The sequence below is a fragment of the Bradyrhizobium sp. CCBAU 45321 genome, assembly GCF_028128975.1.
GTDB classification, from domain to species: domain Bacteria; phylum Pseudomonadota; class Alphaproteobacteria; order Rhizobiales; family Xanthobacteraceae; genus Bradyrhizobium; species Bradyrhizobium yuanmingense.
This window is the reverse complement of the sequence record NZ_LFKZ01000014.1, coordinates 21,172-47,094: the sequence shown is the minus strand read 5'-3', so window position 1 is coordinate 47,094 and position 25,923 is coordinate 21,172. Positions and strand designations below refer to the sequence as shown.

Annotated in this window: 20 protein-coding genes and 1 pseudogene; 14 read left to right on the top strand and 7 right to left on the bottom strand. The window is 64.5% G+C overall.

Translation table 11 applies throughout. The annotated features are described in order from the left end of the window. Nucleotides 1–17 precede the first annotated feature (17 nt). The 4 genes from ACM43_RS01895 to ACM43_RS01880 all read left to right on the top strand — a co-directional run bounded on the left by ACM43_RS01895 (nt 18) and on the right by ACM43_RS01880 (nt 4,083). Nucleotides 18–1,226 carry a molybdopterin molybdotransferase MoeA gene (locus tag ACM43_RS01895; RefSeq protein ID WP_271537726.1) on the top strand — a complete coding sequence of 403 codons (1,209 nt, stop codon included), beginning with the start codon at nt 18–20 and terminating at the stop codon, nt 1,224–1,226. 176 nt (nt 1,227–1,402) lie between these two features. Next, nucleotides 1,403–2,104, top strand: coding sequence for a transcriptional repressor LexA (gene lexA, locus ACM43_RS01890; protein WP_036009965.1), 702 nt, complete (start codon nt 1,403–1,405; stop codon nt 2,102–2,104). 385 nt (nt 2,105–2,489) lie between these two features. Further along, nucleotides 2,490–2,924, top strand: coding sequence for a hypothetical protein (locus tag ACM43_RS01885; protein ID WP_271537723.1), 435 nt, complete (start codon nt 2,490–2,492; stop codon nt 2,922–2,924). A 217-nt stretch (nt 2,925–3,141) separates the two neighbouring features. Then, a complete protein-coding gene (locus ACM43_RS01880; protein WP_271537721.1) occupies nt 3,142–4,083 on the top strand; it encodes a GAF domain-containing protein in 942 nt (313 codons plus the stop codon). Between the two features lie 6 nt (nt 4,084–4,089). On the opposite strand, the gene ACM43_RS01875 is transcribed toward ACM43_RS01880, so the two are convergent. The 4 genes and pseudogenes from ACM43_RS01875 to ACM43_RS01860 form a co-directional block, all read right to left on the bottom strand. Further along, nucleotides 4,090–6,369: a ComEC/Rec2 family competence protein gene (locus tag ACM43_RS01875; RefSeq protein ID WP_271537719.1), complete on the bottom strand. Its 2,280-nt coding sequence runs from the start codon at nt 6,367–6,369 to the stop codon at nt 4,090–4,092. Nucleotides 6,370–6,464: 95 nt separating this feature from the next. Beyond that, nucleotides 6,465–6,584 (bottom strand): annotated as a pseudogene (locus tag ACM43_RS01870) (DUF2171 domain-containing protein); the annotation flags it as partial. 158 nt (nt 6,585–6,742) lie between these two features. Further along, entirely contained in the window at nt 6,743–7,129 is a 387-nt protein-coding gene (locus tag ACM43_RS01865) for a nuclear transport factor 2 family protein (RefSeq protein WP_157283616.1), read from the bottom strand. Between the two features lie 17 nt (nt 7,130–7,146). Then, on the bottom strand, nt 7,147–8,823 hold the full coding sequence (locus ACM43_RS01860; RefSeq protein ID WP_271537714.1) for a glutamine--tRNA ligase/YqeY domain fusion protein: 1,677 nt from the start codon (nt 8,821–8,823) through the stop codon (nt 7,147–7,149). A gap of 155 nt (nt 8,824–8,978) precedes the next feature. Here ACM43_RS01860 and gltX point away from each other — a divergent pair, with 155 nt between their 5' ends. From gltX to ACM43_RS01810, 10 genes are all read left to right on the top strand, one after another. Then, complete coding sequence (gene gltX / locus ACM43_RS01855) at nt 8,979–10,406, top strand: glutamate--tRNA ligase (protein ID WP_271537712.1); 1,428 nt, start codon at nt 8,979–8,981, stop codon at nt 10,404–10,406. Between the two features lie 144 nt (nt 10,407–10,550). Further along, nucleotides 10,551–11,855 (top strand): citrate synthase, encoded by a 1,305-nt coding sequence (gene gltA / locus ACM43_RS01850; RefSeq protein WP_271537710.1) that lies wholly within the window; start codon nt 10,551–10,553, stop codon nt 11,853–11,855. Between the two features lie 152 nt (nt 11,856–12,007). Continuing rightward, nucleotides 12,008–14,482 carry a CHAT domain-containing protein gene (locus tag ACM43_RS01845; protein WP_271537708.1) on the top strand — a complete coding sequence of 825 codons (2,475 nt, stop codon included), beginning with the start codon at nt 12,008–12,010 and terminating at the stop codon, nt 14,480–14,482. 207 nt (nt 14,483–14,689) lie between these two features. Next, nucleotides 14,690–15,871 carry an esterase/lipase family protein gene (locus tag ACM43_RS01840; RefSeq protein WP_271537707.1) on the top strand — a complete coding sequence of 394 codons (1,182 nt, stop codon included), beginning with the start codon at nt 14,690–14,692 and terminating at the stop codon, nt 15,869–15,871. A gap of 211 nt (nt 15,872–16,082) precedes the next feature. Continuing rightward, nucleotides 16,083–17,261, top strand: coding sequence for an ROK family transcriptional regulator (locus ACM43_RS01835; protein WP_271537986.1), 1,179 nt, complete (start codon nt 16,083–16,085; stop codon nt 17,259–17,261). A 59-nt stretch (nt 17,262–17,320) separates the two neighbouring features. Beyond that, complete coding sequence (locus ACM43_RS01830) at nt 17,321–18,607, top strand: ABC transporter substrate-binding protein (protein ID WP_157283611.1); 1,287 nt, start codon at nt 17,321–17,323, stop codon at nt 18,605–18,607. Beyond that, the gene (locus tag ACM43_RS01825; protein WP_271537704.1) at nt 18,604–19,524 is read left to right on the top strand and encodes a carbohydrate ABC transporter permease; all 921 of its coding nucleotides are present in this window, start codon (nt 18,604–18,606) and stop codon (nt 19,522–19,524) included. Before ACM43_RS01830 ends, ACM43_RS01825 begins: the two co-directional genes overlap by 4 nt. Further along, nucleotides 19,517–20,374 (top strand): carbohydrate ABC transporter permease, encoded by an 858-nt coding sequence (locus tag ACM43_RS01820; protein ID WP_198399728.1) that lies wholly within the window; start codon nt 19,517–19,519, stop codon nt 20,372–20,374. Before ACM43_RS01825 ends, ACM43_RS01820 begins: the two co-directional genes overlap by 8 nt. 10 nt (nt 20,375–20,384) lie before the next feature. After that, a complete protein-coding gene (locus ACM43_RS01815) occupies nt 20,385–21,494 on the top strand; it encodes an ABC transporter ATP-binding protein (protein ID WP_271537702.1) in 1,110 nt (369 codons plus the stop codon). Further along, nucleotides 21,491–22,258: an SDR family NAD(P)-dependent oxidoreductase gene (locus tag ACM43_RS01810; protein WP_271537700.1), complete on the top strand. Its 768-nt coding sequence runs from the start codon at nt 21,491–21,493 to the stop codon at nt 22,256–22,258. The genes ACM43_RS01815 and ACM43_RS01810 overlap by 4 nt, the downstream gene beginning before the upstream one ends. 30 nt (nt 22,259–22,288) lie before the next feature. On the opposite strand, the gene ACM43_RS01805 is transcribed toward ACM43_RS01810, so the two are convergent. From ACM43_RS01805 to ACM43_RS01795, 3 genes are read right to left on the bottom strand one after another with little or no spacing between them, the layout of a single operon-like run. After that, nucleotides 22,289–23,680, bottom strand: a complete 1,392-nt coding sequence (locus tag ACM43_RS01805) for a hypothetical protein (RefSeq protein WP_271537698.1) — start codon at nt 23,678–23,680, stop codon at nt 22,289–22,291. 4 nt (nt 23,681–23,684) lie between these two features. Further along, nucleotides 23,685–24,665, bottom strand: coding sequence for a DUF6384 family protein (locus ACM43_RS01800; protein ID WP_271537696.1), 981 nt, complete (start codon nt 24,663–24,665; stop codon nt 23,685–23,687). After that, the gene (locus ACM43_RS01795; RefSeq protein ID WP_157283605.1) at nt 24,658–25,836 is read right to left on the bottom strand and encodes a cell surface protein; all 1,179 of its coding nucleotides are present in this window, start codon (nt 25,834–25,836) and stop codon (nt 24,658–24,660) included. Before ACM43_RS01795 ends, ACM43_RS01800 begins: the two co-directional genes overlap by 8 nt. Between the last annotated feature and the right edge of the window lie 87 nt (nt 25,837–25,923).

Genomic DNA, 25,923 nt, shown 5'->3' with positions numbered 1-25,923 from the left:
TCAGCAGGAGTTCGCCCGTGGCCCTGATGCCGGTTTCTGACGCGCTTGCCGCGGTGTTGGCCGGCGTCGAGCCGCTGGCTGAACAGATGGTTTGCCTCGACGAGGCCTACCATCGTGTGCTCGCCCGCGATGTCGCGGCGCGGCGCACGCAGCCGCCGGAGGCGATGTCGGCGATGGACGGCTATGCCGTGCGCACGGCGGACGCGGCATACGATTCGAGGTTGACCGTCGTCGGTGAGGTCGCGGCGGGCCGGCCGTTCGCGGGAAGCGTCGGCCCCGGCGAAGCCGTGCGGATCTTCACCGGCGGCGTCGTTCCCGACGGCGCCGATGCCGTCGTGATCCAGGAGGACACGGCTGCCGACGGCAAACATGTCACGATCAAGGAAGCCGCCATTTTCGGCCGGCACATCCGCCCTGCAGGCGTCGACTTCCGCGAAGGAGACGTGCTGCTGCGCAAGGGAATCCGTCTCACCGAGCGCGATCTCGCCCTTGCCGCCGGAATGAATCATCCGCATCTCGCCGTCATCCGCCGCCCGAGGGTTGCCGTTCTCGCCACCGGCGACGAGCTCGTGATGCCAGGCACCACGCCTGGTCGTGGCCAGATCGTCTATTCCAACGGCTATGCCCTGCATGCGCTCGCCCGCAGCGAGGGCGCCGAGACCATCGACCTCGGAATTGCCGCCGATACGCTGGAGGCGACGTCCGCCGGCATCCGCAGCGCGCGCGAGAGCGGCGCCGACATCCTGATCACGACCGGCGGTGCGTCGGTCGGCGACCACGACCTGGTCCAGCAGGCGCTCAAGGGCGAAGGCATCGCGATGGCGTTCTGGAAGATCGCGATTCGGCCCGGCAAGCCGATGATGCACGGTCGACTAGGCGCGATGCGCGTGATCGGCCTGCCCGGCAATCCCGTGTCGTCCTACGTGTGCGCCTTCCTGTTCATGGTGCCCTTGATTCGCGCCCTGTCGGGCCGTTCAGCGATTCATCATCAGCGCGAGCGCGCCGTGCTGGGCCGCGATCTCGCCGCCAACGACCAGCGCGAGGATTATCTGCGTGCGCGGCTGGAGGTGCGCGACGACGGCACGCGCGTCGCCCTTCCCGTCAGCCATCAGGACTCCTCCCTGCTTGCGAATCTCGCTGCGGCACAGGTACTTCTCGTGCGTGCACCGTTCGCGCCGAAGGCCGAGGCAGGGACGCCTTGCGAGGTGCTCCGGCTGCCCGTCTGAGCCGCCCAGCCACACGCATTCCGCGAGTTTGGCCGCGTTCACCATAAATTAAGCAGTTGCGGAACACATATCGAACATATAGTGTCCGTTCATGATTTGTTTCGAGGATGTAGCGGCTTATTGCCGACTTCATCGTCTCGGAATCGAACGACATCAACCGGGGGACTTTGGTCGAGATGTTGACGCGCAAACAATACGAGCTTCTGCGGTTCATCAGCGAGCGTCTGAAGGAAAGCGGCGTGCCGCCGTCCTTCGACGAGATGAAGGATGCGCTCGACCTGCGCTCGAAGTCAGGCATCCATCGCCTGATCACTGCGCTCGAGGAGCGCGGCTTCATTCGCCGCCTGCCCAACCGTGCCCGTGCCATCGAGGTGATCAAGCTGCCCGAGCTCCAGGCCGCCGCCGGCAATCGCCGCGGCTTCACCCCGAGCGTCATCGAGGGCAATCTCGGCAAGGTGCGCGCGAGCTCCAGCCCGCCCGCGGACGAGGGCGAGCGCCCGGTCGCGGTGCCCGTGATGGGCCGCATCGCCGCCGGCACGCCGATCGAGGCACTGCAGACCCGCAGCCACACCATCAGCGTGCCGCCGGACATGCTCGGCTCGGGCGAGCACTACGCGCTCGAAGTGCGCGGCGATTCGATGGTCGAGGCCGGCATCCTCGACGGCGACATGGCGCTGATCCAGCGCAACGAGACCGCAAATACCGGCGACATCGTGGTGGCATTGATCGACGACGAGGAGGCCACGCTCAAGCGCTTCCGCCGCCGCGGCGCCTCGATCGCGCTCGAGCCCGCCAATGCCGCCTACGAGGTCCGCATTCTTCCGCCGAACCGCGTGAAGATCCAGGGCAAGTTGATCGGGCTTTACCGGAAGTACTGATACCGGAAGTCTCAAGCGCCGCGCGCGCTTCGATCGGCATCGGCGATCCAGGATCGGAGCGGATACTTGTCCGCTCCGGCTGGACGGTTTCTCTGGTTCTGCGCCGGCTGTCCGGTCCATCTTCCCGCGCGACATTCGCCCGCGCAGGCGCGCAGCCATTTCTGCTTCGCCGGTAGAGTTGTGCCGGCAGTGCTGATAGCTCCGGCCGAATGCAAGGACGCGAGGTTTGTTCCTATCGAATCCGGGAAAGATAATGTGATCGCGTGCTGCGAACGCGAGCCGCAGATTTGCCCATAACCGAGCAGAGCGTTGTATGCTTCCACTCTGATAGAGGCCTGCGCCTCGAAAGAGACGCGGGTCGCTATCCCAGCATGAGGAGCACCCGATGTGTGACTACAGCTTGCATGCCGTCGCGACGCGCCCCGCCGTAGTCGGCGAGACGATCGTCACGACAACCTTCCGCGGCACCTCGACGCGCGGCTTCGCTTCTGAAGCCGATCCCTCCGTCGCGGTCTGTCTGCTGCCGGGAACGGAGCTCGCTTTCGCCGACGACGTCCGCTACGACAACCGCTGGATCTGGACGCGCACCGTGAACTCTCGCGTCGGCAAGTTCGGCAAGATCGACCCGCACATTCCCGATCGCCATCATGACGCGATCGAATTTCCCGACGGCAAATATGTGCTGGTGACGCAGCTCGTCGAAGGCCAGCGCGCGACCGTGCTGCAATTGCCGGTGACGCAGCCGGCCCCCGAGCGCGAGCACAAGCCGCAGACCGTCGCCGACACGCGGCCCACGATCACGCGCCTGCCGATCGGCTGACGCCCTTCGGCCGAAAGGCCGAGCCCGGGATTGAAATTGCCGTCGCCGGCCGAGGCCGGCGAGCCCGGTGGGTTTTTGTTTCAGGACATTCGATCGGCGAGCCCGCCGCCGCGCCTCGTCGCCGCATGAAGTTTGGGCCGTCCTGCCTGAATTTTGAACGTTCGCTCCGCAGCCAAATGACCGATGCTGCAGTGGCTTGAGGCGGCGGACAGGCTCGATGAAGACCTTCATTCGCGTCGTTGAACTCTGGGTACCCGACCGGACGCGCATGCGGCTGGAATTCGGCGGCGGCCTCTACGACGAAGGGCTGTCCGCGTTCAAGGCCGTCAGCGAAGAGCTGCACTTCGGATATGACGAGGGACTTCCAGGCAAGGCCTGGGCCTGTGGCCACCCCGTCATCCTCACGAAATTCGCCAACTCCTATTTCAAGCGGACCGATCAGGCCGCTGCGGCCGGCCTCACCTGCGGCGTGGCGGTGCCGGTGTTCGCGGGCGAATTCCTGCAAGCCGTGCTGGTGCTGTTCTGCGGCGACGACGAGGCGCACGTCGGCGCGATCGAACTCTGGCACAACGATCCTGATCTCTCGCATGAGATGGGGCTCGTCGATGGCTATTACGGCACCGCGGACATGTTCGAATTCAACTCCCGCCACACCAGATTTCCGCGCGGCTTCGGCCTGCCCGGACGCACCTGGAAGGCGGGCCTGCCACTGATCATCAAGGACTTGCACGACGCCAAGAGCTTCTTGCGCTGGGAGGACGCCGCCAAGGTCGGGATCAATCTCGGCGTCGGCGTGCCCTACGGAACCGGTACCGACCAGACCTGGGTTCTGACATTCCTGTCCGCGCAGGCAACGCCGATTGCACGACGCTTCGAGATCTGGGTCCCGAACGAGGACCGTTCGGCGCTGGTCTTTCGCGCCGGCGATTGCAGCGCACAGACCGACCTCGCCGCACGCTATGCGGCGCAGTCCATCGCCAGGGGCGAAGGCAGCATCGGCGGCGCCTGGGCCGCCGGCATGCCCGCGCTCAACGACGATCTCACCCGTGACGGCTCGATAGCCGGCTCCGAAGCCTGCGCAGCCGGGCTGAGCCGAATGGTGGCCCTGCCGGTCATCGGCAACGGAAGGCTTGACGCCGTGCTGGCCTGGTATTTGTGATCCGCGTCAATCGTCGGCCTGCAAGTCGGCCTCCGATGGCGTTGCGTCCCGGCTGCGGGGCACGGCCGCCTTCGGCACCAGGCTGCCGTCGAAATCCCCCTCGCCGGCGCCGGCAGGCAGCCAGGGACGGCTTGCCCCTCTCGCTCTCACCGCCTGCACCGAAAAACCCTCTCCGCTTCGCGTCAGAGCCAGTGCGCCCTGACTGGCAAGACGCGCCCGATCGACCACCATCGCCGCGCAATCGGACGGCGCGGGCCGCGCCGTCACCACCAGCGCGGCGCGGCTGCAATCATCGGCCAGCGCGTCGATGCGCGTCGCCAACGCGATCAGTCGTCCGTCCGCGAGCGGCGCCACGCAGCCGGACTCGTCACACGACACCCCGCTCGCCATCGAGGCGTTACCGGCATCGCGCGGATCGGCATCGGCAGCCAACCACTCCTTCAGCAGGAAGCTGTCCTTGCTGGCGCGGATCACCTGCAAGCGCCCATCCCCGCCCCGGACCGCGACGCTCGCGCCGTCCCCGGCAATCAGGATATCCGGCTGCCGTACCGACAGTCCCCAGAGGATCGCTGCCAGCAGCACCAGGGCGCCGGACCAGCGCAAGGGCGTGCGCAACAGGCCCATCACGATGAGCCCGAGGCTCGCCGCGATCAGCGGCGCGATCCCGAAGGCGGGAATGCGGCCGACGGCGCCCGGCAGGGCCGCCACCCAGCGCGCGACCAGGACCATCCACTCGATGCCGATCCCCATCAACCACCAGAACACGCCGTCGAGCCCGAAGGGCGCCGCGAGCAGCCCCAACAGCCCGGCCGGCATCACCAGCGCCGAGACCACCGGCATGGCGCCGAGATTGGCGAGCACGCCGTATGGCGTCACGCGATGGAAGTGGAAGGCGGCGTATGGCGTGGTCGCGAGCCCCGCGATCAGCGAGGCCAGGAACAGCATCGCGATCTCGCGGCCGCCCCACAACGCGATCCGCGCCGTTGCGGAATGATCGGGCGAGGCGAGCAGGTTCGGCATGCCGATCTGCACCAGCGCCACCAGCCCGAGCGTTGCCGCAAACGACATCTGGAAGCTCGGATGCACCAACGCCTCCGGCGCGACCGCGAGCACGATCAGCGCCGCCACCGCCAGCGTGCGGAAGGTGATGGCGCGGCGGTCGACCATCACGGCGATCAGCACCACCGCCGTCATGAAGAAAGATCTTTGCGTCGCGACCTCCGCGCCCGACAGCAGAAGGTAAAACGCGGCCGCGACCAGCGCCGCCGCCGCCGACCACTTCTTGATGGCAAAGCCGGCCGCCAGCCCCGGGATCAAGGCCAGCAGCGCGCGCACCGCGAAGAAGACGACGCCGGCGACGACCGCCATGTGATAGCCGGAGATCGACAGCACATGGCCGAGTCCCGAGACGAACATGGCATCGTTCACGGGCGCGGTGATCGCATCGCGCCGCCCCGTGAGCAGCGCCGTCGCAATCGCGCGGTTGTCGCCTTCGAGCGTTGCGCGGATGCGCGCATCGATCGCGTCGCGCAGGCCCTGCATGAAGGCGGCATAGCGCAGCCGCAGGCCGCCGCCATCCGGCGGCGAGGACGCCGTGATCGCGCCCATCACGAAGCCGGAGGCGCCGATGCCCTGGAAGAACATGTCGCGCGAGAAATCGTAGCTGCCGGGGCGCACCGGTGAGATCGGCGGCATCAGCCGCGCCTTCAATTGCACGAAGCTGCCGACCTCCGGCGCCGTGCCCTTGCGCACCGAGAGGCGGACGCGCTCGAGCTTGACGTCGCTGCGCTGCGCCTCTATCGCGCTGACGCGCAGCACGAAGCGATCGGTGCGCTCGCGGATGTCGCGCGCTTCCACGAAGCCCGACAGCGACACCGAATAGAGCGGTTTTGCCAAAACGGTGTGCGCGATACGCGCGGTCTTCCAGGTCGCCACGGCAAAACCAGCCGCGACCGCCGCGAGCATGATAGCAGGCGCAAACAGCCGACTTCGCCGCAGCAGCAACGCGCCGAGCATCAGCGCGATGGCTGTGGCGGCAACCACCCACAGCACCGGCTCATGATCGGCGGCGAAATAAAGCGCGATGCCGCCGCCGAAGGCGACCGGCACCCACGGCAACAACCGGCCAGGCCCGGCCTCGGCCCGCGCCCATTGGCGCAGCGTGTCGACGATCGCCGGCCAGATGCCGAGGCCCGCTGGCGCCAAGCCGCCGGCCGGGGCGGCGCGGCCGACCGGCCACGTCCCGGCAACTCCCTGGGACCGTCCTGGCCGGCCCGGCTCCGCCATTCCCCTGCACCTTACGATACGCGACGGCTGCAGAGGCTACCGGACCGTGCGGCTGCGCGAATAGCGGTACAGATCAGGAACAGGCGTGGACCGGCTTACTTTTCCTCTTTCATCGTCACGGCGACGTCCGCCTTGGCAGACAGCCTCACCTTGTGTCCTTCGACATCGGCAACAACGCCCTTGTCGATGAAATGATGGTGCCCTTTGGAGTCACCTCAACCCTCGGAGAGAACTCCGGTTCGTATCCTTCCGTCATTCCGGGGCGCGCCACTTGGCGCGAGCCCGGAATCCATAACCACGAACTGGGGTTATGGATTCCGGGCCTGGCCCTTCGGGCCATCCCGGAATGACAAACTGGTGAAGAGAGTCCTGCTCAGATCAGCGGCGCCTGCGACGAGGCGTGGTGATTGACGATCTTCCAGTCGCCGTCCTCGCGGATGATGACCCAGCTCATCTTGACGACGAGATCATCCCGCTCGCCCGCGAGATCGAACGTGATGGTCGCGGCCATGTTGATCAGATCAGGGCCGGCCTGCGCGGCGTGCACGTCGGAGAAGGTCGCGCTCGGCCTCCCCCAGCGCGGCAGGCCGTTGAAATAGTCGGCGACGCCATCTCGGCCGCGATAGAGCTTCGGGTTCGAACCGAAGAAGAACGCGTTCCTCGCATAGAGCGACGACAGCGCGGCTGCATCGAGCGTCGCGAAGCCGGCGCACCATTTCGCGATGATGGCGGAAACGATGGCGTCGGCTTCGCTGCTCATGTCCTGCTCAGCCCTTCTCAACCCTTGGCGACTTCCTTCGCGAACGTGTCGCGCAGGCCGATGGTGCGCGAGAACACCGGCTTGCCGGGCGTCGAGTCCTTGTCGCGCACGAAATAGCCCTGACGCTCGAACTGCATCGGCTCGGTCGAATTGCTCTCCGCAACGGATGCCTCGACCCGCGCATCGGCGAGGATCTCCAGCGAGTTCGGGTTGAGATCGGCCGCGAAGTTTGAGGCATCCGGGCTCGGATTAGCGAACAGCTGGTTGTAGATGCGGATCTCCGCCGGCTTGGAGGCCGCTGCCGGCAGCCAGTGCATGGTCGCCTTGACCTTGCGGCCGTCCGGCGCATTGCCGCCCTTGGTCGCAGGATCATAGGTGCAGCGCAGCTCCACCACCTCACCCTTGTCGTTCTTAATCACGCCGGTGCACTTGACGAAATAGGCATAGCGCAGCCGCACCTCGTTGCCAGGCGACAGGCGGAAGAACTTCTTCGGCGGGTTCTCCATGAAGTCGTCCTGCTCGATATAGAGCTCGCGGCCGAACGTGATCTTCCGCGTGCCTGCCGAGGGATCGTCGGGATGATTGATCGCCTCGAGCTCCTCGGTCTGCCCTTCCGGATAATTCTCGATCACCACCTTGAGCGGCTTCAAGACCGCCATGCGCCGCTGCGCCGTGCGGTTCAGCTCCTCGCGGATGCAGAACTCCAGCATGCCGACATCGACGACGCTGTTGGCCTTGGCGACGCCGATGCGCTTGACGAACTCGCGCAGCGCGGCCGGCGGCACGCCGCGCCGGCGCATGCCCGCCATGGTCGGCATGCGCGGATCGTCCCAGCCCGCGACATGGCCGTCGCGGACGAGCTGCGTCAGCACGCGCTTGGACAATAGCGTGTAGGTCAGGTTCAGCCGCGCGAATTCGTACTGATGCGGCTGTGAGGGCACCGGCAGCTTCTCGATGAACCAGTCGTAGAGCGGCCGGTGGTCCTCGAACTCCAGCGTGCAGATCGAATGCGTGATGCCTTCGATGGCATCCGACTGGCCGTGGGCATAGTCGTAGCTCGGATAGATGCACCATGCGTTGCCGGTGCGCGGATGGTGCGCATGCAGGATGCGGTACAGCACGGGGTCGCGCAGATTGATGTTGCCCGCGGCCATGTCGATCTTGGCCCGCAGCACGCGCGCGCCGTTGGGGAATTCGCCCGCCTTCATGCGGCGGAACAGGTCGAGGTTCTCCTCCACGGAGCGTTCGCGGAACGGCGAATTCTTGCCGGGCTCGGTCAACGTGCCGCGCGAGAGGCGGATCTCCTCCTGGGTCTGGTCGTCGACATAAGCGAGGCCGTCGCGGATCAGCTGCTCCGCCCATTCGTACAGGCGGTCGAAATAGTCCGAGGCGAAGAACAAGTTCTTGCCCCAGTCGAAGCCGAGCCAGCGCACGTCGGCCTGGATTGAATCGATATATTCCTGCTCTTCCTTGACCGGGTTGGTGTCGTCGAAGCGCAGGTGGCAGCGGCCCGGAAACTCCTGGGCGACGCCGAAGTTGAGTGCGATCGACTTGGCGTGGCCGATATGCAAGTAGCCGTTCGGCTCCGGCGGGAACCGGGTCACGATCTCCTTATATTTGCCCTGATCGAGGTCGGCCTGGATGATGTCACGAATGAAATCGCGCCCAACCTCAGCTGCCACCGGTTCTGTCATTACGAAAATCCTGTAGGGAAATCAGCGGTCCTTCTGCCAAATTCGCGTGGCCGCGCCAAGAGCATAAGCAAGGCCTGCCGGGTCCGCAGTCGCCCTTTAGTTATGTCCCGTTCCTGCTATACACCACCGCCTCCAATGCATAGGCCCTGCCAAGAATGTCCGATTCCGTCGTCACGCGCTTCGCTCCCTCGCCGACCGGCTTCCTCCATATCGGGGGCGCCCGCACGGCGCTGTTCAACTGGCTCTATGCCAAGAAGCACGGCGGCAAGATGCTGCTGCGGATCGAGGACACCGACCGGGAACGCTCCACGGAGGCGGCGATCGGCGCCATCCTCGACGGGTTGAAGTGGCTCGAGCTCGGCTGGGACGGCGAGGTCATCTACCAGTTCGGCCGCGCCGCCCGGCACCGCGAGGTCGCCGAGCAGCTGCTGGCCGACGGCAAGGCCTATCGCTGCTACGCCACCGCCGAGGAGCTTGCCGCCATGCGCGAGAAGGCGCGCAGCGAGGGGCGCACCCGCCTCTATGACGGCATGTGGCGCGACCGCGACCCGGCGACGGCTCCGAGCGACGTCAAGCCCACCATCCGCCTGCGCGCGCCGCAGACCGGGGAGACCGTGATCGAGGACCAGGTGCAGGGCCGCGTGGTCTGGCAGAACGAGAACCTCGACGATCTCGTCCTGCTGCGCGGCGACGGCAACCCGACTTACATGCTCGCCGTGGTGGTCGACGACCACGACATGGGCGTCACCCATGTGATCCGCGGCGACGACCACCTGATCAACGCCGCGCGCCAGAAGCAGATCTACGATGCGATGGGCTGGGCGCTGCCCAGCATGTCCCATATCCCGCTGATCCACGGCCCGGACGGCTCGAAATTGTCCAAGCGGCATGGCGCGCTCGGCGTCGATGCCTATCGCGCGATGGGGTACCTGCCGGCTGCGCTGCGCAACTATCTCGTCCGGCTCGGCTGGAGCCACGGCGACCAGGAGATCTTCTCGACCGAGGAGATGATCGACGCGTTCGATCTCGGCAGCGTCGGCCGCGCCGCCGCCCGCTTCGATTTCGCCAAGCTGGAAAACCTCAACGGCCACTACATCCGCCACGCGGACGATCAATCGCTCGTGAAGATGCTCGAGGACGTGCTCGACCACATCGTGCCGAGCCGCGACGAGATCAAGGCCAAGTTAAACGACACCACGCGCGCGCAGTTGCTCAAGGCCATGCCGGCCCTCAAGGAGCGCGCCAAGACCTTGATCGAGCTGATCGACGGCGCCCATTTCATCTTCGCCGACCGGCCGCTGGCACCGGATCCAAAGGCGCAGGCGCTGCTGACGCCCGAGAACCGCAAGCTGATCGGCCAGCTACATTCCGCGCTGGAGAAAGTCGAGACGTGGAGCGGCGCCAGCACCGAGGCCGCGCTGCGCGCCTTCGCCGAGGAAAATAGTCTCAAGCTCGGCGCTGTCGCCCAGCCGCTTCGGGCGGCGCTCACCGGACGGACGACGTCCCCTGGTATATTTGAGGTTTTGGACGTGCTGGGGCGCCAGGAAAGCCTCGGCCGGCTTAGGGATCAGGCTACAACGTAAGTCGACCATGCGTGCGGCGATCTTGCAGCGCACATAGCAATAATATACCCATCTCCCCCACATTCTGGAACATCCGGCCTGCCCCTATGGTCGCCCTGGGGGTCTCCGGCTCCGGCCCGTCTCACCACACATCGGGGACCTCTGATGGACGCAAAAGAAAGCCCAAAGACCGCGACGCTGACGGTCGGAAACAAGAATTTCGATCTTCCGATACTCAGCGGCAGCGTCGGGCCTGACGTCATCGATATCGGCAAGCTCTACGGCCAGTCCGGCCTGTTCACCTACGATCCGGGCTTTACCTCGACCGCGAGCTGCCAGTCCAAGATCACCTATATCGACGGCGACGCGGGCGTGCTGGAATACCGCGGCTACCCGATCGAGCAGCTCGCCGAGCACGGCGACTTCCTGGAGACCTGCTACCTCCTGCTCTACGGCAACCTGCCGACCGCCGCGCAGAAGAAGGATTTCGACTACCGCGTGACCCATCACACGATGGTGCACGAGCAGATGGCCCGCTTCTTCCAGGGCTTCCGCCGCGACGCCCATCCGATGGCGATCATGGTTGCGGCCGTCGGCGCGCTCGCCGCCTTTTATCACGACTCCACCGACATCAACGATCCGAAGCAGCGCATGATCGCCTCCATGCGCATGATCGCGAAGATCCCGACGCTGGCTGCGATGGCCTACAAGTACACCGTCGGCCAGCCCTTCATTTATCCGAAGAACTCGCTCGGCTTTGCCGAGAACTTCCTGAACATGTGCTTCGCGGTGCCCTGCGAGGACTACAAGGTTAGCCCGGTGCTCGCCGACGCGCTGGAGAAGATCTTCATCCTGCACGCCGATCACGAGCAGAACGCCTCGACCTCGACGGTGCGCATCGCCGGCTCCTCGGGCGCCAACCCGTTCGCCTGCATCGCGGCCGGCATCGCCTGCCTCTGGGGCCCGGCCCATGGCGGTGCCAACGAGGCCGCGCTGAACATGCTTTATCAGATCGGCACGGTCGACAAGATCCCCGAGTTCATCGCCAAGGTGAAGGACAAGAACTCCGAAGTCCGCCTGATGGGCTTCGGCCACCGGGTCTACAAGAACTACGATCCGCGCGCCAAGATCATGCAGAAGATGTGTCATGCCGTGCTCAAGGAGACCGGCCATGGCGACGATCCGATGCTGAAGGTGGCGATGGAGCTCGAGAAGATCGCGCTCAGCGACCAGTACTTCATCGACCGCAAGCTCTACCCGAACGTCGATTTCTATTCGGGCATCACGCTGAAGGCGATGGGCTTCCCGGTCTCGATGTTCACCGTGCTGTTCGCGGTCGCCCGCACCGTCGGCTGGATCAGCCAGTGGAGCGAGATGATCGAGGATCCCCAGCAGAAGATCGGCCGCCCCCGCCAGCTCTACACCGGCGTCGCAAAGCGCGATTACGTTCCGATCGGCGATCGCAAGTAAGTCCGGATTTATCGTCCTGCGAAACGGCGTCACCCCACCGGTGACGCCGTTTTCATTTTGCGTGCCGTCCGGATGGCCGGCATGATTTCCTTTCAATCTACGCGAGTTTTCTGGCATGCTGCATCCGTGCTCGCGAAGCCCGGAGACCGGTCATGTCCGCGAAGACTGTAGCGTCCCCACGAGCGAAGGCCGGCCGCCGGAAAGCCAAGAGGCCCGCCGCCAAGGCGCGAGCGCGGCGGCGCCGCACGACGGACGCGACGGCCAACGACACCGGCCAGGATTTACCGCCCGTGCCCGCGGTCGAAGAGCAGTCCGGGGAGTACGTGGTGCGAATCCGCTATGGAGGCAGCAAGGGCATGGACGAGATCGTCATTCCGATTGACGATCGGGCATTCTACCCCTCTGTCCAGCGCTGGCGCTACGTGATCGCCAACCGGAGACGGATCGTCCGTTCGACACGCGACGATCTCAGCCGGGAGCTTCAGCAGCTGATAAAGGATCACGCTCGCAATTTCGACGAAGACCAGATCCTTTCGCGGATCAAGGATATGGCGGCCGCCAAACTTGTTGAAGTCGGAATCCCTTACATTGCGGAGGAGGTCGGGCGGTCGGCAAGACTGTTCCCCTGGGAGAGCGCGCTGTGGTTGGCCACCGCCCCCTATCGCAGCGAGCCAAGCGAATTTGCGGTCGTCCGCCATCTGGTAGTTGGATCGCCATATCATCACCAGCTGGCACCCTTGACGGCGCTCGCGGTCGACAGCGGACCCGGAAAACTGCGCGCGCTCTACGAATTCGCGCGAGAGATCGAGATGGTCAGCAGCGCGCTGAAAGAGGTCCGGACCGAAATCATCCGGGATCCAGACCGTCAAGGCCTTCGCGCGAGGATCGAAGCGCTTTCCCCTTCGATCGTGCATCTCGTGGGCGTAGACCCGATGTCTCTGGTCGAGCAAAAGCTCATCGACCAGGCGACCAACGAAGAGGACGGCTTTGTCCTCCGCGCAAGCCCGCAGGGAAGCTCCCAAGGAAGCACTCAAGCCTACGACGCCGTCGGTTCGGTCGACCTGGCCTCGATCGTCACAGCCGGCGCGCAGAAACCCCTGCTGGTGGCAATCAGCAGTTGCTACAGCGCGCAGAGCCTTGCTCCTCTTGCCACCGCGCAAGGCGCCAGGCACGCAATCGGTTTCGTCGACACCATCACCGATGCCGACGCCATGCTGTTCTTCAGCGTCTTTTATCGGACCTTGACGCAGGATTGGAACGTCAAGGACGCTTTCCTTCGTGCCCGGCAACAGTGGATGTCCCAGCCCGGCGGCGACAACGAGCAGCGCTCGGGAGTAGCACTCTGGAGCCAAGTTTCGCTCCTCGACAGCTCTCAGGCTGGAACGATCGCGGCCCGCTCCGCGCAGTCGAGAAGAGCCGCGAAGCACAGGGCAACCTACAAGGACCTCAGGCTGGACATCACTTTGGTCCAGGACAAATCCGTTCCCGGTCGGATGCGTAAGACCTCGAGCGCGAGTTTGAACTACTCGCTGCTTCACAACGACCGCTCGCCGTTCAGTATCTTCACGGTCCACAAAACCAAGGCAGGTCCGCTCGATCTGCTTCAAGTCGAAGTGGTGCTGGAAGTCGGTACGGAATCATGCCGCTGCCGCTTCTCAGAGGAACTGCCGGAGGAAGACGCCACACTCAATCTTCTCGACAAGATCCGGCTCCCTCTCGTCGCGGGCATGCTGCGGCAGACCAGCGAGAGCTTGAGGAGCAACCTCTATATCAAGGTCCAATGCGGCGACCGGATCTTGCGCGAGTCCAGCGAGCGCGTGACCGTGCTTCCGGCAGACGAGTGGCGGGACGACGGCGAGGATCATCGCTGGCTGCCCAGCTTCGTTCTGCCCCGAGACCCGACGGTGTTGAAGGTCGTCGCCTGTGCCCAGCGTTATCTGCAAACATTGCTCGATGATTGCTCTGCAGGCTTCGACGGCTACCAGCAAGTGGTTGAGGACGATTCCAATTCTCCCAACGTGGTCGATCCTCAGGTTCAGGCGATCTGGGCGGCCCTTCAGCACGATCTGCCCGTCAGCTACATCAATCCGCCGCCGTCCTACACCAGCCAGTCGCAGCGGCTTCGAACGCCGACGGAGATATTCAAGGGCAATGCAGCCACCTGCATCGATCTTGCGCTTCTGTTCGCATCGTGCCTGGAGTTCGTGGGCATCTATTCGTCGGTGTTCCTGATTACGGGACACGCGTTTCCGGCCTACTGGAGAAGCAACAAGGCCTGGTGGCGCATGAAAAGCTTTCGATTCGACCAGAGCGAACAGCAGATGCCCGGGCAGATCGGCCGTAGTCAGGACGGCTTCACGACGGGGCAGTCGGCCAATACCAAAGGCCAGACTGAGAGCTGGATGTTCACCGGTACCGACAATCTCGCCGAGCTCCTGAGCTACGTGCAGAAAGGCGAGCTCGTACCGTTCGAGAGTACCTTCGTGACCGCGCGGAAGGGCTTCTTCCAGGCCCTGGAACGGGGCGCGAGCAATCTGCATCCGCACAGCTTCGACGCAATGATCGACATTCAATCCGCCCGCGGCGAAAGCGTCACCCCACTTCCCCTGCTGGACCGGCTCGGCTAGCGCCCCGCGACAAAACACGGAGCCCGCATGACTACGCTCCTTTCTTTCGACGATTGGCTCGCGTCGATGCCGGAAATTGAAGGCGTCCGGCCGCTCGATCGGCTCACGGACGGCATGCGGCCGCAATCCTACCGGCCGACCTATCGGCGCCAGCGCCCGCCGACGGATCCCACGGAACGGCTGCCGGATCAGCAGATCATTTCACTCGTGCGCGACGGCGGGATCCTGAGATGGCGCCTCGGCGCCGCCATTCCGATGATGTCCAGTCGCGCCGGATCGCGCGCCGCGCTCCCGACGGGACAGATCGTAAAGCAGTACGCCTTTGAGACTCTCGACACGTCGCAGGTCTATGATGCGCTCCTCAAGCTCGACAGGACGCTGACTCCTGATGCGTCTTATGCGGTCAAACCGTCGACGGGCCTCAGGCGGTTGGTACAGGGCCAACTCCAGCCGCTGACACTGGCCGACCTCGCCGATGTTGCGGGAAAGCGCGTATTGCTGTTGATCCACGGGACGTTCAGCGGATCTGCGGCTCTCATCAAGAACGGACTGGCGAAAGTTCCCGAGGGGCAGCAGCTGCTGACGGGAGCGGAGGCGAAATACGACCTGGTGATCGCCTACGACCACCCCACCCTCAGCGTGAGCCCGGTGATGAATGCTTTCGATCTGGCTGCATTGTTGCGACCTGCGCCGAAGGAGCTCGACATCGTCTGCCACAGCCGCGGCGGACTGGTGGCCCGGTGGCTGTGCGAAGGATTTTGCGAGCCCGCACTGAAGCGCCGGGTGATCTTCGTCGGCTCGCCCCTGGGCGGCACCAGCCTGGCGGCTGCCCCACGTCTCCGCAGCACGCTCGATCTCTTGACGAACATCGCAGACGTCTTGCGGGCGGGCGCGGATCTCGCCGCCGCCAACCCCTTCTTCCTTGCGGCGAGCGGATTGCTGCGGGTGTTCAGCACCGTCACCAATCTCGCCGCCAAGACACCGATATTCGATGCCGCCTTGGCTCTCGTTCCCGGGCTCGATGCGCAATCACGCACCGGCAACAATGAGGAGATTCGACGCCTGCGCATGAATACCGGGAGCGGCGAGTTTGGCGCCCAGCCCATCCAGTACTTCGCGATCAAATCGAATTTCGAGCCGACGGAGATCGGTTGGAATTTCCTCAGGATATTCTCCAAGCCGATGCAGCGTCTCGGCGACCTCGGCGCCGACATCATCTTCGAGTCCGAAAACGACCTGGTCGTCGATACTTCGTCGATGTCCGAAGTCGCGGACGGGCGCCAGGTGACGATCGTCCATGATTTCGGCACGAACCCCCACGTGCACCACACCAACTATTTTGCCCAGAAGGAGACGGCCGCGGCGATCGCGAAGACGTTCACGATCTGAGGTGCGTGACGAGATCGCATCATTGCGCGCTCATCCTCATCGATTGCTGACGTCGCTTCGCCGCGCCCCCTAAATGAGCCGCCGGTGGTGGGTACGCCATCGGCCGGTTTGCTGCCACGCACAACAACAAGTCCGTGCTCACGGCGGCAAGCGCCTTGACAGCCGAAATGCTCCGCGCGCATTCTTACTCTGAGTAAGAATGACGACAGGGATGGAAATGCCGGAGCAGCCGAGAAGTCGGCGGCAGACGCGCGCTGCCATTTTGACTCATCTGCTTCAGTCGGGCGGCTCGTTTCGTCCGCCGCTGGCCAAGGCCGTGCGTCTATCGGAAGCGAGCCTGTCGCGCATCCTGCTTGACCTGAAGGCCGAGGGCCTGATCGAGGAAGTGCGGCGCCCTGCCCCTTATGTCGGCGGCCCGACCGGTCTCGTGTCGCTCGACGGCGCGGTGGCGCTGGCAGCCTTCGAGCTGACGGCGCAGCGGCTCAGCGTCGGGGTCGGCGGCCTGTCGGGTGAACTGCACTACACCGAGCGCGTGCCGCTCCCGAAGACGCCTGACGTCGAGACCGTCGGCCGGGCATTTCGCGAAGCGATGACGTTGTTGCGCGACTGGACGCGACGCCGCCGGATCACCCTCTCGCAGATCGGCGTCTCGATTCCCGGCCTCGGCCGTCTCAGCATATCGGCCAATCCGATCATTCCCTGCGACGTCGCTCGCATCAGCGACATGTTCGGCGCGATGTTCGCGGGCGTGCCGCTCGAATTCACCAATTCGGTCGTCGCGCATGCCACCTTTCACCGCTGCCGCACGGAAAACTACCCGTTCAACGACACGCATCTGTTCGTGCTCGTCAGCCACGGCGTCGCCGGCGCCTGGATGGATGATCCGGCCGAGGCCGATGCTCTGCAGCCGATCGAGCTCGGCCACATGGTGTTCGGGCCTGACGGACCGCGCTGCCGCTGCGGACATCACGGCTGCGTCGAGGCCTATACGTCGATTCCCGCGCTGGCCGCGCTTCTCGGCGTTTCCGAGACCGAGCTGCTCCAGCTCGGCAACGAATGGGTCAACACGGTCCCGATCTCAGCGCGCGTGCGGCAGGAGTTGCGCCGGCGGCTGTTCCGGCTCGGCCTTGCGATCGGCAATACGCTGAACGTCAAGCCGTGCGGCGGCGTTGCGATCAGCGGCTGGCCGTCGCTTCTCGCTGAAGAGGATCGGAAAGCACTGGTCGATGGCATCGACGCCTGCCTGCTGGGCGGACGCAAATTGGCACAGGTCTCCCTCGCCTTCGTGCCGCCGTCGACGGGCAACGACCCGCAGGCTGCGCTCGCCTTTGCCGCCTTCTGTCTCGCCAGCCGTGGCGGCATGCCCGCGGCATCGACGGAGGCGGCCTGACATGCGCTGAGCCTGAACGGCCCGCAAGGGCGAAAGATTTCACACCGGGAGGAACTGCCATGCCGATCACAACAACAAGGCGTCGTCTGCTCGCTGGATCTGCTGCCGCGCTCGCATTTCCGCACCTTGCCCGCGCGCAAGGCGCGGCCAAGCCGCGACTGACCGCAATCTCGCAATGGTCGGCGGGCAGCGATGGGGCCGCCATTACGGCGCTCGGTAAGAAATTCGAGGAGAAAGGGGGCGTCTGGCAGCACTCGCCCGTCCCAGGCTTCACCACGGAGATGATGAACAAGCTGCGGGCCCAGATCATTGCCGGCGATCCGCCGGCCTGTTCGCAGCTCAAGGGGCCCGAGATCGCGGCTTGGTCGAAGATTGCTCCGACCGTGGATCTCGACAGCATTGTCGCCGCCGCCGGCTATGAGAAGGTGGTCGCGCCGGACCTTGCGAAATTGCACAAGCCGGGAGGCAAGTGGATCGCCCTGCCGCTCCAGATCTACAGCACCAACATGCTGTTCCTCTCCAAGCGCGGGATGGACAAGGCTAAGGCCGACAAGATCCCCGTCACCTGGGCTGACTTCAACGAACTTGCCGACAAGATGAAGTCGGCCGGAATGAACTACCCACTCGCCAATGGCGGCACCCGTCCCGATGACGGGCAAAAATTCGAGGCCTCCTTCGCCGGCATCAGCCCGACCGCATATCGCGCGGCGATCATGAACCTCGACAAGAAGGCGCTGGAGGGGCCCGAGATCAAGGCTGCCTTCGCACAAACCCGCAAGATCGCCGACTGGTGCGACCCCAATGTTGGCGCACAGCCCTATGCCACCAATCTGAAGCGCTTCATCGATGGCGACATGGGCATGATGATCCAGGGCGGATGGGCCCAGGGCGTGTTGCGCAACGCCGGGTTCAAGTTCGACGATTTCATCATCGCGCCCGGGCCCAGCGACAACGGCAAGCCGGTCTTCCTCTTGAATGCCGATGCCTTCATCTTCTGGCAGCGCAAGGAGCCTGACTTGCAGGCCGGCCAGATGCTGATGGCCCAGCTCGTCATGGATCCGGCGATCCAGACCATGTATTCGCAGATCACCGGATCGATTCCGGTGCGCACCGATGTCGACCTCTCCGGCGAAGGCTGGTCGGACGGCCAACGGCGGACCGCAGCCGCGCTGAAGGACGCGGTCGCCAACAATCAGGCCGTCCTCAGCCTTGCCCACAACATGGCGCAGCAAAACGGCCTGACCGCCGCGATGATCGACGTGCTCACCGAGTACGTGAAGAACAAGACGATCAAGCCGGAGCAGGCGGTCACTCGTCTTGCCGATGCCGTCGAGGGTGCGCGTTGACCGACGTGGTCGCAACAGCAGCGCGGCCGGCGACGCCCGACTGGGTGCGCCGGCTGCCCGAATATCTGATGATCTGGGTGCCGCTGCTCCTGTCCGCGGCGCATCTGGTGACGTTTTCGCTCTGGACGATCTGGATCTCGTTCACCCCCTCCACCCTGGTTCCTGTCACTGGCTGGGTGGGTCTGCGCAACTACTCGGCGGTCCTGGCGAGCCGGAACTGGCAGATCGCCTTCGACAATCTGCTGCTGTTCGGCAGTGCTTTCGTGCTGCTGAGCCTGGTGACCGGTCTCCTGCTCGCGATCCTGCTCGATCAGCGCATTCGCGGCGAGAACGTGCTGCGCTCCATCTTCCTCTACCCCCTGGCCGTGTCCTTCGTGGTCACCGGCACGGTCTGGAGCTGGCTGCTCAATCCCGGCATCGGCATCCAGAAGCTCGTTCACGACCTCGGCTGGACATCCTTCAGGTTCGACTGGCTGGTCGACCGCGACATGGCGATCTGGACCATCGTCATCGCCGCGATCTGGCAATCCTCCGGCTTCGCCATGGCGCTCTTTCTCGCCGGTCTCAGATCCCTCGACGCCGACATCATCAAGGCGGCGCAGATCGACGGCGCCGGGCCGATCCGAATCTACCGTCGCGTCGTCTTGCCCACACTCTGGCCGATCACGATCACCGTGGTCGTAGTCCAGCTGCAATTTGCGATCTCGGCCTTCGATCTCGTCCGCGCGCTGACCAATGGCGGGCCTGGAATCGCGACCCAGCTGCCGGCGCTCGTCGTCTACGACCTCATGTTCCAACGCAGCCAGCTCGGCCGCGGCGCGGCAGCGGCGGTGCTCATGCTGCTCATTCTGCTCGCGGTGCTGCTGCCCTATGCAGCCTGGCGTTATCTCCGTCGACGGCGGGCCACCCATGCGTGAGCGAACCTTCGCGCCGAGCCGGCTTCTGATCTATCTCGTCGTGTCGCTGGTCGCGGCCGCCTATCTCGCGCCATTGGTTGTGGTCGTCCTGAACTCGCTCCGCAGCAACGAGGAGATCGCGCAGGCCTCGATGATCGGCTGGCCGCAACAATGGGCCTGGAGCAACTACGCGAGGGCCTGGAGCGGTTTCTGCGTCGCCGAAACCTGCGCCGGCATCCGGCCCTACATGCTGAATTCCGCGCTCGTCACGATACCGGCGACGATCATCTCGACCCTGCTCGGCGCAATCGCCGGTTACGCCGTGTCGCTCTGGCGTTTTCGCGGCGACAACTGGATCTATGGCATCGTGACGCTTGGCCTGTTCCTCCCCCAGCAGATGCGTCTGTTGCCCTGGACCATCGTGCTGCGGGACGTCGGCCTCATCAACACGCTGACCGGCCTCGTGCTGATTCACACCATTCAGGGGCTCTCCTTCACCACGCTGTTCTGCCGCAACTATTACGTCGCCGTTCCCCATGAATTGATCAGGGCCGCGCGGATCGACGGCGCCGGCTTCTTCCGCATCTTCTGGCGCATCATCCTGCCGCTCTCCGGGCCGATCCTGATCGTCACGGTGATCTGGCAATTCACCCACATCTGGAACGAGTTCCTCTATGGCGTGACGTTCACCACCGGCCAGCAGCAACCCGTCACCGCAGCTCTCATCGCGCTGTCCGCCGCAATCGCCGATATCCCGCAGCATGGCGTGCAGAGCGCAGCGGTGATCATCGCCGCGCTGCCCACGCTGTTGATCTACCTTCTCGGCGGCAAGTACTTCGTCCGCGGCCTGACTGCCGGGGCCGTGAAATGATGGAGTTGTCATGGCAGCACTGAGCATTCGCGCCCTGTCCAAGCGCTACGCCAATCTGGAGGTGCTGAAGGACATCGCGCTCGACATCGAGAGCGGCGAGTTCACCGTGCTGGTCGGACCGTCCGGCTGCGGCAAATCCACGCTGCTCAACATCGTCGCCGGGCTGGACCGCCCGAGCGCGGGAACGATCGAAATCGGCGGCCGCGTCGTCAACGACGTCGCGCCGAAGGACCGCGACATCGCCATGGTGTTCCAATCCTACGCGCTCTATCCCTCGATGACCGTGCGCCAGAACATCACCTTCGGCATGGAATGCCGCCACATTCCCAAGACCGAGCAGGACGCTGCGGTCGCCAATGTCGCAAAACTGCTCCAGATCGAGCCGCTGCTCGGCCGCAAGCCCTCGCAATTGTCCGGCGGCCAGCGCCAGCGGGTGGCGATGGGGCGCGCGCTGGTGCGCAATCCCCTGCTCTTCCTGTTCGACGAGCCGCTCTCCAATCTCGATGCCAAGCTGCGAGTCGAGATGCGGATGGAGATCAAGCGCCTGCATCAGCGCATCGGCGCCACCATCGTCTATGTCACCCACGACCAGATCGAGGCGATGACGATGGCGACGCGGATCGCCGTGATGCATCAGGGCAGCGTGCAGCAATTCGCCGATCCCGACACCGTGTACCGCTATCCCGCCAATCTGTTCGTCGCACGCTTCATGGGCTCGCCGCCGATGAACACCATGCCGGCGCGGCTCGAGGCCGAAAATGACGGGCCGGTCGTCGTGATCGGCGCAGGACGGCCCGACGAGCTTCGTCTGCGCCTCAGGGGATATGACGCCGCAGCACCCTTTGTCGGGCGCAAGGTGCTGTTCGGAATCAGGCCGGAATGCATTGCCGAGGGCAGCCGCACGTTTTCCAGCGAAGCGCCTGTCCTCGTCGAGGCGCCGGTGGAGCTGGTCGAGCCGACCGGTGCCGAGACCATGGTGCTCCTGCGGCTCGGCGGCGAGCCCGCGATGGCGCGAGTCTCGCCGGATATCCGCCCCGCGCCCGGCACGTCCGCCGCCTTCGCGCTCGACACTCGCCGCATTTGCCTGTTCGACCCCGAGACGGAGCGCCTAATCGCATGACGAAGACGACCTATTCCAGCCTTGCCGGCCGCGTGGTGCTGATCACCGGAGGCGCCAGCGGCATCGGCGCCGCCTTCGTCCGGGCCTTCGCGGGCCAAGGCGCGCGGGTCGCCTTCTTCGACATCGATAAGGACGCCGGCGAAGCCCTGGTGCGGGAGATCGCGGCCCCGTCCGGGCCCGCGCCGCTGTTCGTGCCCTGCGATCTCCTCGACATCGATGCCCTGCGCAGCGCGATGGCAGAGGCCCGCCGCTCGCTTGGCGACGCCGCCGTTCTCGTCAACAACGCCGCCAACGATCAGCGCCAGGCTCTCGCCGAGGTCACGCCGGCCGAGTTCGACTGGATGATCGGCGTCAATCTCAAGCACGTCTTCTTCGCGGCGCAAGCGGTGGTTCCGCAGATGCAGGCGCGCGGCGGCGGCTCGATCATCAACATGTCGTCGATCGCCTGGATGCGCGGCGCGCCGGCACTGCCGGTCTACGCCGCGGCGAAAGCGGCGATCGTCGGCTTCACCAACTCGCTGGCGCGCTCCGTCGGCCCCGACCGCATTCGCGTCAACGCGATCGCGCCGGGCATGGTGATCACCGAGCGCCAGCGCAGGCTGTGGTATCCGGACGATCGGGTCATCGCCGAGATACGTTCGCGCCAGGCGGTGCCCGATGCGGTAACGCCCGAAGACATTGCCAATATGGCACTGTTCCTCGCATCGGACGAAAGCCAGCGCATCACCAGCCAGTGTTTTCGGGTTGACGCGGGACTCGGCTAAGAGGTGCCCGTTTCGCGCCTTGAAAGATGATCAGAATGATCCGCCCGTCCTGAAGTCGCCGTCCCCAAACGACCCTCCGGTCCCGAAACCATCCGGGGGCGGGATCGGCAACCCTCCGCCAAAGCCCGAGTCCCATGGGCTGGGCCCATGGTGGAAGCCATCACGTAAAACCTGCCCCAGTATCGCACCTCCAACAGCGCCGGTCAGGATACCTCCAAGCACGTTTCCGAGCGATGCCTCATTGCCGAACGTCCCGTAAGGCGTGTCGTAGCCTTGATGCCTTAGTTGCTCCCATTGTTGTTCGACTGTCGCGCGGCGCTGAGCAAGCTCCTTGAGCTTCTTGTGAGTCTCGACTGCCTGGCGAAGCGCTGAATTCATCAACTTATCTGTAGACTGAATGCGGCGCACGATCTCCTCGTCCTTGAGGGTAGGCGTGCGAGTAGCCTCCTCGTAGAGTCTGTGCAGGTCTTCGCGCTGGTCGGCGGCTGCCAGCAGCTCGACCGCATCACGGTAGGGGGCGTCCCCCTCGAGGATCGATGCGTCATAAGTTCGGTCCTGAGCAGCGAGAGCCTCGCGCGCCTTGGCGAGCTGGGCTTCGCGGTGCGTGACGACATCGCGTGCCTTTGCGACTTCAGCTTCAGCGGCCTCGGAACCTGCCTCCACGAGCGCCTTGCGTTCCAAGACCTTCAGGTTGGATCGTTCCTCCTGCAGCTTCGCGATAATCGTCCTGGAGTGGTCCCGCAGCCGCTCAGGGATTTCGTTGAGAAGGGCGTAATTGGCCCGAGCCTGGTCAAACCGGACTACGCCGCTCACCAGCCGGTCCATGTAGCGGGTGAACGGGTTCGCTCGGTAGGCGGCGGTCCCGAACTTCCGACGCCACAGGTACATGAACAGAGGATCGGCTTCGTAGGGACGGCGCTTCTCCTCGCGGTCGGCTTCCGCCTGTATGGCCTTCTTCTCGGCTTGCTGGGCTTGTCCGGCGATCTCGTCAACTCGCGCCCGCACAGAAATCCACTCGGCGTTGGTGCTGATCTTGGCCTCGACGCTCTTACGAATCGTCTCCGCGTCAGCCAAGGCCCGTTGCAGATCATCCAAGGCGGCTTGCCGCTCGGCCTCCGCTTGCCGCACCTGTTGCTCGGCTTCGTGCCGCCGCTCGGTCAATTGCTGCAAGGCTTGCTGACGGCTTTGTAGCAGGCTGATGGCCTCGCGCTCCGCGCTATCCAGTTCGCCGACGACTTGGTTCTGTCTGATTGCGTCGAGCTTCAGCCGTGCGAGCTCGCGGAACGCTTCCGTGCGTTGCAGGCGGAGGCGGCCCACTTCTTCAGTGGCCTTCGTATAGGCTCGCTCAACCTGCGCCTCCTGCTGGCGAGCCTTCTGAATGAACCGTTCGATCTCGGCAAGCGCCTGTCTTCCGGATATCATGGCCTTACCATTGCGTGATCGCCCCGCCAAGAACCGGCAACTTGTAATCCACCTCGAGCTGGCCGCGGTGCTTCTCGCCGAGACTGCTTTGCTGCACGATCCCGTCGTCGTTCTTGTCTCGCTGCACTTGCATGGCCGTCGCCTCGCTCACACGCACGCCCCATTTCGAGACCTCTACGGTGCGGCCGTCCTCTTCGCTCGTCACGGGCAGCTTCAGAACACGCCCGTCGGGCGTGACCGGTTCAACGATCAAATAATAGTTGCGGCTGGTCGGATTGCGTTGCGGGATGCGCCAGACACCAGTCGCCTCGCCTGGTCGTGAAACGATGCGCAGAACATATTCGCGGCGCAGCTCCGTGCGCAGCACGTCGAGATCGTTGACAGCCTGCCGTGCGCCGTCGGCATCGCCGCGGGCAATGGCGGCCTTTCCGTCCGCAAGAAGGCTATCGGCCCTCTCCCGCGCTGCTGGCACCTTCGCCTCCCGCAGAAGGTCCTCATACTTCTGCTCCAAGGCCGCCGGCAGCTTCTCGGCCAGATCGACCCTGGTCCGCTCCGCTTGGGCCTGCTCCTGCGCTGCCCGTCGTTGTGCGGGCTCGACTACGCCGAAATGGTAGGCGCCCCAGCCGAACGCCAGCAGCGCCAGCAAAGACAGTACACGGCGACCGATGCTACCACGATTGACCCAGGCGTGCGCGATCGTGCGGGCGAAGCTGGCAGGAGGCGGAGTGTAGACGAAGCGCTGTTCCTTGAGGGCCTGCACCCCCTCGACCAGGATCCGGTCAGGCACTTCGATACCTTGTCCGCGATAGATCTCGCGCAATCGCTTAAGGAGCTGGGCGTCCCGCTGCTCTTCGCCCAGCTCTCGACTGACGAGATTCTCCTGGTGGCGCAGCGTGTCGACGACGTCCATCGCGAGCATCACGTCATTGAGGCTCGACGGAGCCTTCGATGGCTCCTGCCCGATCGATGCAGCTTGATCAGCCATTGGCCGGCAATGCCTGTCCTTCCGCTACGAGACGAGCGATGCGGCGCTTGCCCTCCTCGACAGCGTCACGGATCTCAGCCGAGTTCCGGGTCGCAAGTTGTCGCATTTCCCCAATGATTTCCTGGGAGCGCTCCTGAAATGTGATCACGGAGTCGACGAGCTTCTTGACCGCATCTGCGCGGATCGTCGGGCCATAGCCCGCCCTGATCGCCGCTTCTCCGACCTGATCGCCAATTTCGGCGAGCACTTCGAGACTGCGGGACACGCCCTCCTTCATTTCATTCAGGGTCTGTGTCGACTCATTGAGGCCGAACATGCCCGTGAACGAGGCTTTCAGAGCCGTGAAGACGGAATCGTTGGTCGAGAAGAAGGTTACGGCTTGCGCGTAGACGCGCTCCTTGGCGTTGGTCATCTGCATCAGCCGCGCCATGACGACCTCAGAGGTGTTGTAGCCAATCGTCAGGTTGTCCGAGAGGTCCTTGGCGATCTGGTAGCGTTTCTCCTCGTCCTGGGTGCGCCGAAGTTGCTCGTCCCGGGCAAGTTCGAGCCGCGCGCGTTCAGAGACCTCCTGTCCTGTGAAGTTGGCCACGGCATCGGACGCCTTCTGCAACTCGGCTTGAGCGCCCTCCAGTCTCTGCTCGGCGATCTTGAGCACCTCCAACGCCATGACCTCGGCATGTTTGAGCGCGCCGCGGAAGTCGCGGTAGGCGTCGAGGATGACTTGCTCGCGCTGGATCTGGTCCTTCGTTGAGCGTGTGACGTCCAGATAAACTTGCCTGATCTCATCGAAGCGATCGGCCACATCTCCGCGAGACAGCTTCATCCAGACGTTGTTGATGCGTTCGAAAAGATCGATCTTCTGGTCTTCCAGCTGGTCGACCATTTTCTTGGTGTCGTCGCGAATGGAGTTGAAGGATTCGGTGATCTGACGGTAACGTTCGCCGATCTCCATCGCCTGAACCTGCTCGCGGACGACCTCGTTGAAGACGCTGGTCTGGCCCAGAGTGCGAGCGATGATGACGATCCGATCCTCATCGAGAGTGGTAATTTTCTCCAGCAACCCGGCAATTGGAGCCTCTATGGCCTGGGGCGGCGCAATTCCGATTGCCTGCAAAGCCCGGGTCGCTCTGTCAAGGTACTGCATGGGCGACGTTGCTACGACGTCAGACATTGGCGCCTCGCTTGGAGTTCTTTGATAGGGTTCCTGAACGCTCTCCTGGAATCGACGCTTACGGCACGGAAAGCGCCTCCCTGAAGA